The organism is Enterococcus sp. BWT-B8 (genome assembly GCF_020567625.1).
Taxonomy (GTDB): Bacteria; Bacillota; Bacilli; order Lactobacillales; family Enterococcaceae; genus Enterococcus_L.
Map to the genome: position 1 here is coordinate 61673 of NZ_JAJDJV010000013.1, position 15203 is coordinate 76875.

A 15203-nucleotide genomic window follows, 5' to 3' on the forward strand; every position below is an offset into this window, starting at 1 on the left:
CACTCGGAGGGCGGTATTTTTTAAGATATCCTTCCCTTTATTTATTTGCTTTTTCTCCTGCTTCCAAATAACTGGTGTCGCCGATTGTATCAATCATCATTTGACCGTCTTTCATGTGAAGGGTGGTTACACTGCAGTTGCCGATGGATTCGCCTTTATAGGTACTGGGTACAAGAAATTCCAGAATGGTTGGGATTTCACTTCCATGTGCAACAATCAGCACATTTCCACCGCCTGCTTCTTTACTGGCTGCAATGATTTCGTCCATTGCTTCTTTAGAGCGCTTTACAATTTCATCGTAGGTTTCAGCGGTTTGTGTCGGATCATTTTTAGCTATCTCATTGGCGATGTCTTCATCCGATAGTTTTTCTGTCAGTTCTGCATACTGTGACCATTCATCATCAAATTTCAACCCCTGTGCTTCAAAGATGGGGGCCCACATTTCGGAATTGTCACGCCCTTCATACCCGCCGTAGTTCCATTCACGTAAGCCGGCTGAAGTCTGCAGCTCCAGTCCTTCCCTGTCTCCCTCTTCAAGAATGTAGTTTGCGGTGGAAACAGCACGACCCAGATCACTGGAATAAGCTAAAGTAAATGGAACATTCTTCAACCCAACAGCTAAATCTTTTGCTCCCTGAATCCCCGCATTTGTTAGAGGAGTATCAGACCACCCCTGCACCTGATCTGTTGTGTTGAACATAGTTTTTCCATGACGGATAAAGTAAAAGACAGTCTCAGTATTTTCCGTTGAAATTGATTCCTGTACAGAATCAATTTTATCATCTCCGGAAGAACAACCTGCCAAGACAAATCCTGCGACTAAGACTGCACATAATACTTTGACTTTTTTCATGGGTCTCTCCTTTATAATTAATCGATATCTTCTCCATTACTGCGAATGACTTTTTGATACCAGGCGAAGCTGTCTTTTTTCAGGCGTCTGCCGCTGCCTTTTCCATAATCATCTATGTCTACATAAATGAATCCATAGCGTTTGCTCATTTCACTGGATGAACAACTGACGATATCAATGGGTCCCCAGGCATAGTAGCCGCGCAGATCCACACCATCCTTAATCGCTTCTTTCATTGCTTGAATGTGATCCCGATAATAGTCAATACGGTAGGAATCATGAACACTTTCGTCTTCCAGTTCATCAAAATAGCCAATCCCATTTTCAGTGATATAAATCGGACATTGATAGCGGTCGTAAAACTCATTCAACAAAATTCTTAAGCCGATCGGATCAATTGTCCAGCCCCAGGGATTTGCCGGAAGTTCTTTATTTCTATGAGGTCCCAGATCTTTATTGTAGGAATCCTGATCACATATTTGTGTGTAGTAGTAAGAGAAAGACATGAAATCTGCTGTGTGCTTCAGTGCTTCCTCGTCGCCTTCACCGAATGCCACATGAATGCCTTTGTCGTCAAAGTAACGGAATGCATAGCCGGGATAATGACCGCGAAGCAGTATATCTGCAAAGAAGTATTCCATTTGATTTAGTTTCAATGTCGCTAAAACATCCTCTGCTTTACTTGTTGCTGCATAAGACGGTCCGCCGCAAAGCATCATGCCGATTTCATTGTCGGGATAATTTTCATGTGCATATTTTGTAATCAGCGCACTGGCAACCATTTCGTTGTGTACACCCTGATATTTGGCAGACAGCAAATCATCTACTGCGTCTTCGGCAATGCCCAGATGGTTGAAGGATTCATGAACAATCAGATTGATCTGATTAACAACGATCCATTTTTTTACTTTTCCGTGGTAACGATCCAGAATTACTTTCCCAAAGCGAACAAAGAAATCAATGACTTCTCGTGAATACCAGCCTTTGTATTCGGTTGTTAAATAAATCGGAATTTCATAATGCGACATTGTAATCATTGGCTCCATACCGTTTTTGATTATTTCATCAAATAAGTCATCATAAAACTGCAAGCCGGCTTCGTTTGGCTCTGTTTCATTACCCTTCGGGAAGATTCTTGCCCAGTTAATAGAAGTTCGGAAGGTTTTTAGCCCCAGCTCACCAAGCAGTTTCAAGTCTTCCTTGTACGTATGATAAAAATTAATTCCCCGGCGCTTTGGAAAAATTCGATCTGTGCTGACCATAGCATCCTTGATATAGGAAGTGGTCATTTCTACATTGGATTTTTTTTCCAATGCTACATCAGGAAGGAATTCATTGATATCTGCAACACACCAGCCTTTCCCATCAGTATCCCAGGCACCTTCTGCCTGATTGGCGGCAATCGCACCACCCCATAAAAAATTATTTGGGAACCCTTTAGGTACTCTAGTCATTTTCTTCCTGCCTTTCCAGTTTGTTTTCCAGTTGTCGTATACGCTGGTCGTATGTCTTAAAGATAGACAGCATACGTTTGACAATATTTATTTCACTGTAAATTGTCATTAGCGTATCCTGAGCATGCGTAAACAATACAGAATATTCGCCGTCTTCTCCAGAAGTTTCATCTGTGATGGCATCTGTTTGGACCTGATGTGCCTGAACAATTTCTTTATTTGCCAGTTTCATTTCCTGTTCAGCCTGCTCAAAATCATTGATTTCAATTGCTTTTAAGGCATCCATGCAGTGCTTTCTTGCATCTCCGGCATGTAGAATTATCTGCATGGCATTTTGAACGACTTGTTCTTTCACCATTTAAAAACCCTCTTTCGTTGTTATATCTATGTTTTTTCAACGGCTTCGGCAGCCTCTCTGTCACATTCCTGTTTTTCGTATACTTTAAAGAATGGATACCAGATTGCCGCAGCTGCAACAAAAATAATCAGCATTAACAGAATTCCCGAGAGGGTTCCTGTAGTCAGCCAGGTTGCGATCGGGAATGGGCAGTACCACATTTGAAACATGACCGTTGGTATAGGAGCAAAAGCAATAACCTTTGTAAACAGCCAGACAATTAATGGTAAAATCAGTCCCTGCAGCCACATCGGAACCATCAAAAGAGGATTCCAGGCGATACAGCCAAAAACGATCGGCTCATTGATATTGAAAATAGTTGGCGCAATAGAAGCTGTTCCCAGTGCTTTTAACTTTTTGGATTTTGAACGTATCAACATGAAAACAAGCGGCATGGTACAGCCAATTCCACCAATCCATAAATAGGCAGAGTAGATCGTTGGGTCAGTCACTAAATTCATGGCTTTTCCGTCAATATTTGCCTGAATTGCTGTCAGTAAAACTGGATTTAAAACAGGAGTCAATACCCACGTTGAAATACCCAAAGAGTAAAGGAAGCAGACAATCAGCATCATCAGAGAAAAGCCCCATGGTGTCTCAATGACGCTTTGCAGCGGCATAAAGATTGCCAGAACAGCGTTATATACATCAAAGCCGAGAATATCAACCAATATCCAGCCGACAAGTACAACAATTCCGATTGGAAGCATGGCGTCAAACCAGGAGCGGACAAAGTCAGGAATTACTGACTCCTCGCTGAAAAATGAAAATTTCCCAAATAAATTCAGTACAAAGCCTGCAAATAAACCTGCAACAATTGCGACAAACATTCCACCGGCACCGAGAGCACTATGACCAAAACCAGGTTCGCCGTCTGCAATAACCTGTGGTGAAATAATAATCAAAAATAAGATGATTCCGGATATTCCTGCATTAATTCTTTGCTTGCGCAGTCTTTTCTTCTCCATCAGATTGAAAGGAATTAGGAAAGAAATTACCAGTGAAATCATTCCCATTGTCCAACCATACGGTGTCCAAAAATTAGGCAGGCTTGGTAAATAATCATTTAGAATTGCCAGCATACAAAATACAGAACCTAAAAAAATTAAGGGTAGGGCCTGCATAATGGAATCCTTTAACGTTACAATCCACACATTGTGATTGATTTTATTCATTTTCGGTGTAAAACTGTTTTCCAACCAGTTAATTAAGGGTTTCATTTTTATACCTCCATTTTTAAAACTATTGAACTTCTCCCAGTAGATGTTCCAATGCCTGTTCTCCGTTTAATGTAGCATAATATTCAGGTTTCATTAGAATGACTTTCACTGGTGCATCACCAACAAATTCTTCCACTTCATCAAGGATATAAGCAAGGTGCGGTCCAACCATTAGAGCATCAATTTCATCAATATAGTTTTCAATCTCACTTTCTCCGCGTGCGGTAATTTTTATGTCCAATCCTTTTGCTGCGGCAGCTTTTCGAATATTGGCAGCCATAAAGCCTGAGCTTGCTCCCGATCCGCATACAAGTAACACGTTCATTTTTTTCATAATTTTTTCTCCTTTACATAGTTCCGATTGATAGCGCTATCAATTACAGTTATACTATAGTCAATCTCTAGTGGTGAAACAAATATTTTTTTGCACCGCAGAGGTGAAAGAGAGGAGAGTATCCGGTGAAAGCAAAATATATTAAACTTCTTCAATACTTGAACGAACAGGGGAATTGGGTCTCTTCCACACTGTTGGCGGAGAAATTTGGCTTGTCCAAACGAACAATAAAATCGTATATTTCAGATATTCAAACAATTGAACCTGATTTGGTTGTTTCTTCAAGCAGAGGCTATCGTGTGGAATCGGGTAAGCTGGCTGCTTTTTTTAATAACATCCAAACAAGTATTCCAGAGACACCTGCTGAACGAGCTGCCTATCTTCTCCTGAGATTGATCTCGACAGAAGAAGCAATATCTGTTTATGATCTGGCAGAAGAGTTATATATCAGTGAATCAACGCTGCTGAATGATGCAAAAAAACTCAAAAAGCAGTGTTTGGAGCTGTCTTTGGAAATTCGACTGATCAAGGATACGCTGCAGCTGATTGGAACAGAGAAAGCCAAACGGCAGTTAATCCACACTACCCTGCTATCTGAGTTGGATAATCATTTTGTTGATATCACTAAACTGCAGGAAAGCTTTGTAGACTTTGATCTGGATTATATTAAGGAAATTATTGCAGAGCTCTTTTCTGATTACGATTTTTTTACCAATGATTATGCATTGACGAATATTGTCATTCATCTGGCGATTGCCGTTGATCGAATGAAAGGGAATTTTCAGTTTCCTGAATCAGAAGCACAGCCGCCGCAGTCCATCCATCCTGCTGTTTTAAAAATTGCTGAAAAAATCGCCGGAAAAGTTGCTGAACGTTATAATATTTGTTTTCCTAAAGAAGAAATACGAGATCTGGCAATATTAATTTCCGCCAATGGTACCAGTGTTAATTTTACACAGATATCCGCTGAGGAACTGGAACAAGTTGCGGACAAACGCTGTCTTGATCTGGTAGGGAAAATTTTGGAAAAAGTCCATGAACTCTACTTTATCGACGGCAATGAGCCGGAGTTTTTTATTCGATTTGCACTCCATGTAAAAAATTTATTATATCGGATAGATAACGGCTATTCCTGCAGAAATCCAATGACAGAAACGCTTAAGAAAGAATGCCCGCTTATTTATGACTGTGCTGTTCAGGTTTCACATGTGATTCAAAAAGAACTGGATTATACAATTAGTGAAGATGAGATTGCCTATATTGCATTTCATTTAGGCTATGCACTGGAAATTCAAAAGCAGCGGACAAACAAAATCAACTGTACCATTCTTGTTCCGCACTACTATAATATGAACATCCAGGTAATGGAAAAGCTGCAGAAAAACTTTGTTGACGACCTTGAGATTCAAAATATTCTGACCAGTGAAAAGGAGCTGAAATATGTAGATACAGAACTGATTGTTTCGGCAGTTAAGCTGAAGCAGGTGGTCACAACGCCCTATGTGGTCATTAATCCATTTTTTACACTGGAAGACCGTCAACAGATCGCATCAAAAATTTTTGATATCAAAGAAAAAAAGCGCAGAGACCAGTTTGCCCAAAATTTCCTGTCTATTGTTGATGAAGGCCGATTTATATACACGACTGAAAATCAGAATTCGGATGAATTGTTGAAGCAATTATGCAGTCGAATGGAGGAGGAGGGAATGGTTGATGAAAGGTTTTATCCTCAGGTAATGGAACGGGAGCAGCTTTCTTCTACAGCCTTTGGCTCAGTGGCCATTCCTCATTCCCTGACGATGAATGCCAATCGTACAGGTATTTCCATTGTTGTTAATCCAAACGGTATTGCGTGGGGCAGCAGCCGTGTCACATTGGTATTTCTGATTTCAATTAATTACCGTAATCGACATGTTTTTCGCGAGATATTTGATGACTTAGCCATGATTTGTACCGATGAGCAGAATGTTCACAGGCTAAGCTCCCTAACATCTTTTGAAGAGTTTGTGGATACACTGGTACAATGTTTTGTTACTTCAAATTGAGATACCTACGAATCTTTCAGATGTTTTTTTACAGCTAATAAAAGCGAAATAAAACTGGAATTATACCTTGTAAGTCATTTGATTTTTGTAAGAATTATTTTAGTGATATAGTTTTTATTAGTTATATTTTTTCTCAATTAGAAAAGGTTGATAGTGGAATGGGAGGTTTGGAAATGGAAAAGCTGAGTATAGGTAATAATGTTTGGAACAGAAGAAGCATATATGATCTGCTGTTCATCTTTCTTGTTTGCGGGATGCTGGGGTGGATTTTTGAAACAATCGCAGTGTATATTACTGTGGGAAAATTGACAGATAGAGGCTATCTTTTTATTTTAAATAAGCTTTCCAGCTATTTTCCTGTACTGAAAAAATATCCTTTAATCGGTAATATTCCTCTTATCTGGGGGCTTCCGCTCATTCAGATTTATGGAATCGGCGGTGTTCTTATGACTGTTTTCTTTGGACGGCTGAAAAAGCATCCTATTCGTTTATTCTTTGCAGGTGCGTTTTGGATGACTTTATTTGAATTATTTTCCAGTTATTTAACCAGCTGGCTGCTGGGGCGGACTTATTGGGATTACTCTCAGGAATTTATGAATTTTCAAGGGCGTATTTGCCTGAAATCAACGATTATGTGGGGAATATTATCTTTGTTTGCAGTAATGCTCCTTGATCCGCTGCTCGATAAGCTGTATCAACGATTTGAGCGGGTAACTTATTATAAAGCAGCAGTCATTGTTTTGGTTGTTTATACAATTATTTGTGAAATCACGAAATACTGGCTGGACCCGACGATTATTTCTAATTAGTATTGTATGAAGCAAATAGGAGGAAGGGCAATGGATTTTCTTAAAAGAAACGGTTTTTATTTTCTGATGTTGGGCGCAGTCAGTGATTTTTTAACTCCATACATTCTGGGACTGTTTTTTCCGGCGATGAATCAGCTGACGATGGTAATCAGTGTGTTTGGGGATGTGAGCAGCCCGGTACGTCAGCCATTTCTAATTTGGTCAGTAGTCTCTGGAATCTTCTTTGTTTTAGCCTTACCGGCATTGTATCAGGAGTTTATCGATACATCACGTACACTCACAATATTACTTGTGTCTGCAATAGGCTTTTATGGTGTTGGCGACTGTATCTTTACTGGCTTGTTCAGCATTAATATGGAGCAGGCAGGATGGAACCTGTCAACATGGATACACAATATAGGCTCCGGGCTTGGGTATACCGGTTTTTTGCTATTTCCATTCCTCTTGTTTCTACTTTATAAAAAACAGCTGAAGAAAGCTCTTAGTCATTTCTATCTATTTTCACTGTTTGTCAGTATACTGTTTGCGGGGATTTACGGACTGGCACGTATTCCCAAAGTCAGCCAATTTCCATTTTTAAACCAAATAGGACTCTGTCAGCATGTCAGCTTTTTCTTTAATTATTTACCTATAGTTGTTTTTTTCTTTATGCAAATTAGACAGTCTAGAAGACCTTCAGGCAAATTTTCTTAAGTGGTAGGTCAGTTACAGTCTTAGGGGTAAAACCTATTTTAACAGTTGGAGAGCTCATCACCTAAAATCATTTATTTTGAAATTAAAAAAGGGGAATCAATATTCCGTATGTGATAGTTGCAACATCCTATTTTTTAGTCAGATAAAAAAAAATTTGAAAAACAGTTGTTGTCTATCCAACAATTGATTATAATTTTTATATAAGCAGATAGAAATAAAAACTGAAGGGGGTAGAAATACATGAGTAGGAAATATATGAATTACGTTGGAGAAATTTTAACAGATGCTGAATATCACGGATTGGGAAAACCTGAAAATTTTCTTGAAGTACGTATGGATAAGGAGCTGCCTTTTCGCCTTTATTGCAGAACTCATGAAAAGGACTGGGTAGAAGTAACAGAAGAGGAACGCCTGGATTTAATAAAAGATCTGAAAAACAAGAAATCAATGTATTCAAAGAGTGATTATCGCTATTATATGCTGGATTTCCATCTTGCAAGTTTGGGAGAACGATAGATCTATTTGTAAGCGTTTAAAAAATGAGAGTTTAAAGAATAAATGAAATAAAGGTATGAAGTTCGTTTGATAAATTTCATGCCTTTTTGGATTCTGAATTTCGCCTCTTTTATCTTCTGCAGTGTTCTTTGGAATGTGAGTGTTTTCAGCTATTCCTGGATTTGTAGTGTCAAATTTCCCATTTGCCAAAAGTCTTGAAAGGGTTCAAGAGGATTTCTGAAGCCTTTTCTTTATCGGTTTGTCTGTACATACTGTTTGCCTGTCTTCCAGCATGATAAAATAAAAAAGACTGAGAGGAATCGGCAGCTATCCACAGCTGAAATTCTCAGCACTCATTTAATAGATAAGGAGTTTCTCTAAATGAATGTCTGTGACTTATATAAAAAACTGGAGCTTTCCCCTGTGATTGCTGCGGTAAAAAATGAAGAAGAGCTGACTGCGGCATTGACATCAGAGGTTGAGGTTGTTTTTATTCTGCAGTCCCATCTAATGCAGCTTAGTGAAATATCGGAAAGAATTAAGAAGAGTAAGAAAATTGCATTTTTGCATGCTGACTTGGTTAAGGGGTTGTCTTCGGATGAAGCAGCCATTGACTATGTAAAAAAATGTACAGTATTTGATGGAATTATTTCAACAAAATCAGTGATTGTCCGCTATGCTAAAAAACATCAGCTGCTGGCTATTCAACGTTTTTTTCTGTTGGACTCTTCGGCTCTGGAAAATATGGAAAGACAGCTTGCACATATTGATGCAGATATGGTTGAACTGCTGCCCAATGTTTCTCCGAAGATCATTAAAGAAATTGTGAAATCGTCAAAAAAACCATTAATTGTAGGCGGCCTGATTCGGGACAAGGAAGATATTATGGGTGCTTTGGGAGCAGGAAGCCTTGCTGTTTCAACGACAAATGTGCCGACTTGGTCTGTCTAGTTATTGTCCAAGCTCTATATAGGTGGTATAATATAAACAATTAAATACTTGCTGGAGAAAAGAGAGTATAGCAACAGACACCAAAAAAAGTGGTGTTTGTTTCTGTATTCTCTTTTTTGTGCTTGAGAGATATAGACAGGGGGAAAAAAGATGTACGATGTGGTGATTATCGGTTGTGGGATTGTGGGTGCTGCAACAGCCTATGAATTAAGTAAGTATCAGCTGAAAGTTTTAATTCTGGAAGCGGAAAATGATGTGAGTATGGGAGCAACTAAGGCTAATAGTGCTATCCTGCATGCCGGTTTTGATCCGGAACCGGGAACTCTGATGGCAAAATTGAACGTGGAAGGTGCTGCACGAGCCAAAGAGCTTTGCCAAAAGCTTTCAGTTCATTATCATCAGATTGGTTCTCTGGTGGCAGCATTTTCTAAAGAAGAGTTAGCGGTTATTCAGGAGCTTTATGCGCGTGGTCTTAAAAATGGGGTTTCAGAGCTGCAGATGGTGGATAAGGAAGAGCTTCTGGAAATGGAACCTGGGTTATCTCACCGCGCCCTCGGGGCACTTTATGCGCCGACTGCTGCAGTCGTGAATCCATGGGAGCTTTGTCTTGCTCTTACTGAAACTGCAGTAGTTAATGGCGTGGAACTTTCGCTTAATAATAAAGTGAAGGAGATCAGCAGGAGAGAGTCCGGTTACCAAATCACAGCAGAAAAAGGAATTTATCAGATTAAATATGTTTTTAATGCAGCGGGTGTTTATTCAGATGCTGTTCATAATATGGTGGCAGAGCCTGATTTTGAGATCGTACCCAGCCGGGGGGAGTATTATTTACTGGATAAATCTGAAGGTTCAGTTGTTTCTCACATTATCTTTCAATGTCCTTCCAATGTAGGAAAAGGGGTGCTGGTCAGCCCAACTGTACATGGAAACTTGATTGTCGGACCAAATGCTGAAGAAGTTTCAAAAACAGAGCTGGGAAGCGGTATGGATACAGGAAATACAGTCAAAGGATTGAGACAGGTATCTGAACTGGCAAAAAAAACGGTCCCTGATCTTAATTTAAGACGGTCTATTCGTAATTTTTCAGGGATTCGTGCAAACAGTACAAAAAAGGACTTTATTATTCAAGAAGCTGCTCCTGGTTTTATCGATTTAGCGGGTATTAAATCTCCCGGACTGACCTCTGCTCCGGCAATTGCACTCTATGGAATTAGGTTACTGGAACAATCAATAGGACGTACGTTTCAATTGAAAGCCCAATCTACGGATACCCGGGAGAAAATTGTTTTTCAGGAGCTGACAATTGAGGAGAAAAACAAGCTGATCCAGAAAGATTCCAGCTATGGACGAGTGATCTGCCGCTGTGAAATGATTACAGAAGGAGAAATAAGAGCTGCAGTGCATTCAGCAGTTGTTCCTGCATCGGTGGATGGCATCAAGCGAAGATGCAATGCCGGAATGGGACGCTGTCAGGGCGGTTTTTGCGGTCCAAGAGTTGTTGAGATTTTAGCAGATGAGCTGGGAAAGTCTCCGCTGGAAATCTTGCAGGATCACACGAGCAGTTATGTTTTAACAGAAGCAACCAAGGGAGGTCTGGAACATGCATGAGTTAATCATTATCGGCGGAGGACCAGCTGGATTGGCAGCAGCAATGGCTGCTTACGAAAAAGGGATCAGGGATATCTTAATCATTGAAAGAGACAGTGAACTGGGCGGGATTCTTAACCAGTGTATTCACAATGGTTTTGGTCTTCATTATTTTAAAGAGGAATTAACCGGGCCGGAATATGCGGGACGTTTTATTGAGATGCTGAAAGAAACAAGTATAAAGGTTTACTTGGACACGATGGTTCTGGAAGTAACCAAAGAAAAAACGATTCACATTGTTAATAAGAGAAAGGGCTATCAAATTTTACAGGGAAAAGCACTAATTTTTGCAATGGGTTGTCGGGAGCGGACAAGGGGAGCCATCGGAATTCCGGGGAGTCGACCAGCGGGTGTTTATACAGCGGGAGCTGCTCAACGATATGTCAATATAGAAGGTTATCTTGTAGGGAAAAAAGTAATTATTTTGGGATCGGGAGATATTGGATTGATTATGGCTCGAAGAATGGTACTGGAAGGTGCGAAAGTATTGGCATGTATTGAAGTGATGCCTTATTCGGGCGGTCTAACAAGAAATATTGTGCAATGCTTGGACGATTTTGATATTCCCTTATTTCTTTCGCATACAATTACAGAGATTCGAGGGAAAAGCCGAGTAGAGGAAGTCGTCGTTTCAGAAGTAGATGAGAAGCGACAGCCGATTGCCGGGACAGAACAGATTTTTGCCTGTGATACGATTTTATTGTCTGTAGGATTGATTCCTGAAAATGAACTTAGCCGCAGTGCAGGAATTGTATTGGATAATCGAACAAACGGTGCACTTGTTTATGAAAATATGGAAACGTCGATTCCTGGAATTTTTGCCTGCGGAAACGTTGTCCACGTACATGATTTAGTAGATTTTGTAACGGCTGAGAGCATGAGAGCCGGAGCGGCGGCAGCAGAATTTATTTTGTCTCAGCACTTGATGGATGAGCTGACTGTAGATTACTTAACCATAAAAAATGGGGAGCATGTGACCTATGTAGTTCCTCAAAAAATTCGTGAAGACAAGGTTGATAAGAAGGTTGAGCTGTTTTTCCGAGTAAATAAAGTGTATGGCGACAGCCAAATCGTAGTAAAATCGCAAGGAGAAACACTGGTAAAACAGCGAAAGAGCTATATTGTCCCTGGCGAGATGGAGAAAATTAAATTATCCCGGAAAGCTATTGATAAAATCCAGAACGGTGAAATAGAAATTTGTGTGGAGGAGGTCGGCAGATGATGAAAGAGTTTATCTGTATTATGTGTCCCAAGGGCTGCCATTTAATGGTGGATACAGCAAATGAGTATCAGGTTAGCGGTCACAGCTGCAGTAAAGGTGTGAAGTATGGCAAAGCAGAAGCGACTAATCCAATACGTGTAGTCACTTCTACTGTAATTGTTGAGGGTGGAAGACACCGCCGCTGTCCTGTAAAAACTACGGATGGGATTCCTAAAGAATATGTAATGGAGGCGATGAAGGTGATCAATGAAGTTCGATTGAACGCACCAGTGAATATCGGTGATATTGCAATAAAAAATCTGTTGAATACAGGGGTAGATGTGGTGGCTACAGGGAACATGTAGATAATAAAAAGAAAATTTTTTAATGGGGAAAGCTCAGCATTATCAAGGATTTTGGATATCTTGGAGAGAAGTTTTGAGGTACAGGATTACAGTCGATAAGGAAAAAATGCTCTGTTAAATTGTACGGGAAAATAAAGTATGATTTGTCAGGTGAAGCTCCTATACAAACACAGACTGATGTCCCAAATATCAAGAGACTCCAATGGGGAGAACAGGCATGGTTGAATATAAGTCTTTTCATAAGGCAGCTAAGCTGTTGTTCTTTAGGTTGTATAGTGCTAAAACTCAATGAATAGGTCAAATTCTCTTTCTTATCAGTTTTGTAGGATGCAATTTAGTATGACCTATCGCTGAGTTTGAAGCGGAAGCTCATTTGTTAGGGTACTCGGCAGAATAGATTTTTACTGACAGAGGTTGCTTTAAACAGTCTATGTTACTTCGCTGGACAACTCCAAGTACTCTATTTTCGAAAAAATTACAGTCAGTATAAGGTTGCGGTATGCTTTTATAAAATTTGAAATAAGCAATAATTTAGTTCTTATTAAAAAAACGCTTGCATGAAATTCATTCATGTGCTATTGTTATGACAAAGAGATGTAGAAAGATGGTGGAGGAATGAATGATAATAGATTGCCGCTGTACATTCAAATTGCCAGTGATTTAAAGTTTAAAATTAATTCTGGTGAGTGGAAAGTCGAAGATCAGATCCCGACAGAATATGAGCTTTGTACAATCTATGACGTCAGCCGCATCACGATTAGAAAAGCGATTGATCAGTTGGTCAATGAGGGGTTGCTGTATCGAAAACGTGCAGTAGGCACCTTTGTTCAGGCGAAGGAGCTGGAGGTCAAAGAAACTGTGGTCAAAAGCTTCACACAGGAGATGAATAATCTAGGCAGAAAAGTGCATACATTGGAAGCGAAAGTTAACATGGTGAAAGCGACAGCAAAAATTGCGAATTTTTTGAATATTAATGAAGGTGATCCAGTGCTGAATTTACAGCGGATATTTGGTACTGAAGAACTGGCCTTCGCATTTTTTGACACATATTTTACGTATGAAACATTCTTTTCAACAAGCAGTGAAGATTATTACGGCTCATTTTATGAATATTTAAAAACTTTTGATATCATAGTAGATTCAGTTAAGGAATATGTTGAGGCAGTCAATCCTAGTGAGTACTTAGTGGAAGTGCTCAAAATAGATACAAACACACCAATTTTAAAAAGGGTTAGAATTACACAGCAACTTGGGAAGCAATTTCACGAGTATTCAGAATGTTTTTATATTGGCAGTGAGTACCGTTACTATGTCAACGACTTTACTTAAAATAGGTAAAAAATATATTTCTATATTTAGAAATATATTTTTATTACATCTTATTGTAATTACATTATATCAATTGGGAGGAAGGAAAAAATGGCAATTTCATTTATTAGGATCGATGACCGGATTATTCACGGTCAAGTAGTTACTCGTTGGATGAGCGAAAGAAAGTGTGACGGTGTTGTAGCAGTTGATGATCCGTCAGCAACAAATCCTGTATTGGCTAAAATGCTGAAATCGGCAGTTCCGCTGCCCCTAAAAGGGTTTGTGATGACCGAAGAGGAAATTATTCAAAAATGGTCGAAAATCGTTGAAAGTAAACGTCAGTATTTTTTGATCGCCCGTTCGCCAGCAACACTTGTCCGAATTTTTGAAAGCGGTGTTAACTTTATTTCGGAGATAAAAGAATTGAATGTGGGACCAATGAGTGTCCGTGAAGGTGCCAAGAAATATGGTAAAAATTTAAGTATGATTCCAGAAGAAGAAGAAGCGTTCGATGTACTGCAGCAAAAGGGCATGACAATTTCATTTCAATTAGTTCCTGATTCAAAAAGAAGGACATGGGATGAACTGAAAGCTGAAGGAGGAGAGTAGTGTGGATATAACATTATTGATGCAGGCAATCACTATTTCTGTGATTTGTTATCTGGGTGCATTATCAACTCCTTGGTTATTAGGATTGACCGGAGGCTGGTATACGATTACCCGACCTTTAGTCTCAGGGATGATTGTTGGCCTGATTTTAGGTGATATGAAACAAGGAATCATGATGGGTGTTGCAATTCAAACAGTCTATATTGCAATGGTAACGCCAGGAGGGCAAATGCCTGCAGATCTAAATTTTGTTGCTTTTCCGGCAATTGCATTGGCAATGCTTTCTAATACCAGCACAGAAGTTGCTGTAACACTGGCGACAACTATTGGAATTCTTGGAACAATTGTTTTTAATATGTATCAGGTTATCAATTCATTTTGGAACCATCGTGCAGTTGCAGCAATTCGTGAAGGAGATTACAAAAAATTCCGAATGAATGCAATTTTTGGACCTCAGTTAGTCAATTTTATTTCAAGATTTGTTCCCTCTTTTTTAGTGCTCTATTTTGGTTCAGGATTTGCGAAAACAATGCTGGATTCTATGCCTCAATATTTAATTGATGTTATGAGTTATTTAGGCGGTGTTCTGCCGGCAATCGGGATTGCTATGTTGTTGACAGCAGTGGTTAAAGAAAATTCGTTGTTCTTATTCTTTTTATTAGGTTTTGTCTGCATTGTATTCTTAGAGTTGAATATGATTGCATTGACAATCGTTGCAGCTGTGATTGCATATCTTTATTTCAACGGATTGAATAAAAACAGCTCTGTCAGCTCAGCAGGTGTAGTTATTGGTGAAGAAGATGAGGAGGAGTTTTAGCA

The 15203-nt window shown here is 39.5% G+C and carries 16 protein-coding genes and 1 riboswitch; of the genes, 11 read left to right on the forward strand and 5 right to left on the reverse strand.

Going from position 1 to position 15203, the window contains the following annotated elements; genetic code table 11:
• Positions 1 to 37 precede the first annotated feature (37 nt).
• Genes LI951_RS12195 through LI951_RS12215 form a run of 5 tightly spaced genes read right to left on the reverse strand, consistent with a single transcriptional unit; the run spans position 38 to position 4258 of the window.
• On the reverse strand, positions 38 to 853 hold the full coding sequence (locus tag LI951_RS12195) for a histidine phosphatase family protein (protein ID WP_202067628.1): 816 nt from the start codon (positions 851 to 853) through the stop codon (positions 38 to 40).
• Between the two features lie 17 nt (positions 854 to 870).
• Positions 871 to 2307 carry a glycoside hydrolase family 1 protein gene (locus LI951_RS12200; protein WP_202067629.1) on the reverse strand — a complete coding sequence of 479 codons (1437 nt, stop codon included), beginning with the start codon at positions 2305 to 2307 and terminating at the stop codon, positions 871 to 873.
• Entirely contained in the window at positions 2300 to 2665 is a 366-nt protein-coding gene (locus LI951_RS12205; RefSeq protein ID WP_236671881.1) for a PTS lactose/cellobiose transporter subunit IIA, read from the reverse strand. The genes LI951_RS12200 and LI951_RS12205 overlap by 8 nt, the downstream gene beginning before the upstream one ends.
• Before the next feature lie 26 nt (positions 2666 to 2691).
• Positions 2692 to 3924, reverse strand: a complete 1233-nt coding sequence (locus LI951_RS12210; protein ID WP_202067630.1) for a PTS sugar transporter subunit IIC — start codon at positions 3922 to 3924, stop codon at positions 2692 to 2694.
• A 22-nt stretch (positions 3925 to 3946) separates the two neighbouring features.
• Positions 3947 to 4258 (reverse strand): PTS sugar transporter subunit IIB, encoded by a 312-nt coding sequence (locus tag LI951_RS12215; protein ID WP_202067631.1) that lies wholly within the window; start codon positions 4256 to 4258, stop codon positions 3947 to 3949.
• 125 nt (positions 4259 to 4383) lie between these two features.
• Between LI951_RS12215 and LI951_RS15260 the strand changes: the two genes are divergently transcribed.
• The 11 genes from LI951_RS15260 to LI951_RS12270 all read left to right on the forward strand — a co-directional run bounded on the left by LI951_RS15260 (position 4384) and on the right by LI951_RS12270 (position 15201).
• Positions 4384 to 6303, forward strand: a complete 1920-nt coding sequence (locus LI951_RS15260) for a BglG family transcription antiterminator (protein ID WP_229442353.1) — start codon at positions 4384 to 4386, stop codon at positions 6301 to 6303.
• A 173-nt stretch (positions 6304 to 6476) separates the two neighbouring features.
• Positions 6477 to 7112 (forward strand): putative ABC transporter permease, encoded by a 636-nt coding sequence (locus LI951_RS12225; protein WP_229442354.1) that lies wholly within the window; start codon positions 6477 to 6479, stop codon positions 7110 to 7112.
• A 30-nt stretch (positions 7113 to 7142) separates the two neighbouring features.
• Complete coding sequence (locus LI951_RS12230; RefSeq protein ID WP_229442355.1) at positions 7143 to 7805, forward strand: DUF998 domain-containing protein; 663 nt, start codon at positions 7143 to 7145, stop codon at positions 7803 to 7805.
• A 240-nt stretch (positions 7806 to 8045) separates the two neighbouring features.
• A complete protein-coding gene (locus LI951_RS12235) occupies positions 8046 to 8321 on the forward strand; it encodes a hypothetical protein (protein WP_229442356.1) in 276 nt (91 codons plus the stop codon).
• Positions 8322 to 8681: 360 nt separating this feature from the next.
• Positions 8682 to 9251 (forward strand): glycerol-3-phosphate responsive antiterminator, encoded by a 570-nt coding sequence (locus LI951_RS12240; protein WP_229442357.1) that lies wholly within the window; start codon positions 8682 to 8684, stop codon positions 9249 to 9251.
• A 150-nt stretch (positions 9252 to 9401) separates the two neighbouring features.
• Positions 9402 to 10859, forward strand: a complete 1458-nt coding sequence (locus tag LI951_RS12245) for an NAD(P)/FAD-dependent oxidoreductase (RefSeq protein WP_229442358.1) — start codon at positions 9402 to 9404, stop codon at positions 10857 to 10859.
• The gene (locus LI951_RS12250; protein ID WP_229442359.1) at positions 10852 to 12120 is read left to right on the forward strand and encodes an NAD(P)/FAD-dependent oxidoreductase; all 1269 of its coding nucleotides are present in this window, start codon (positions 10852 to 10854) and stop codon (positions 12118 to 12120) included. Before LI951_RS12245 ends, LI951_RS12250 begins: the two co-directional genes overlap by 8 nt.
• A complete protein-coding gene (locus LI951_RS12255; RefSeq protein ID WP_229442360.1) occupies positions 12117 to 12464 on the forward strand; it encodes a DUF1667 domain-containing protein in 348 nt (115 codons plus the stop codon). The genes LI951_RS12250 and LI951_RS12255 overlap by 4 nt, the downstream gene beginning before the upstream one ends.
• Positions 12465 to 12599: 135 nt before the next feature.
• Positions 12600 to 12768: riboswitch (M-box (ykoK) riboswitch) on the forward strand.
• A 311-nt stretch (positions 12769 to 13079) separates the two neighbouring features.
• Entirely contained in the window at positions 13080 to 13793 is a 714-nt protein-coding gene (locus LI951_RS12260) for a GntR family transcriptional regulator (protein WP_202067639.1), read from the forward strand.
• 90 nt (positions 13794 to 13883) lie between these two features.
• Positions 13884 to 14384 carry a PTS system mannose/fructose/N-acetylgalactosamine-transporter subunit IIB gene (locus LI951_RS12265; RefSeq protein WP_229442361.1) on the forward strand — a complete coding sequence of 167 codons (501 nt, stop codon included), beginning with the start codon at positions 13884 to 13886 and terminating at the stop codon, positions 14382 to 14384.
• A gap of 1 nt (position 14385) precedes the next feature.
• Positions 14386 to 15201: a PTS mannose/fructose/sorbose/N-acetylgalactosamine transporter subunit IIC gene (locus LI951_RS12270; protein ID WP_229442362.1), complete on the forward strand. Its 816-nt coding sequence runs from the start codon at positions 14386 to 14388 to the stop codon at positions 15199 to 15201.
• Positions 15202 to 15203 lie beyond the last annotated feature (2 nt).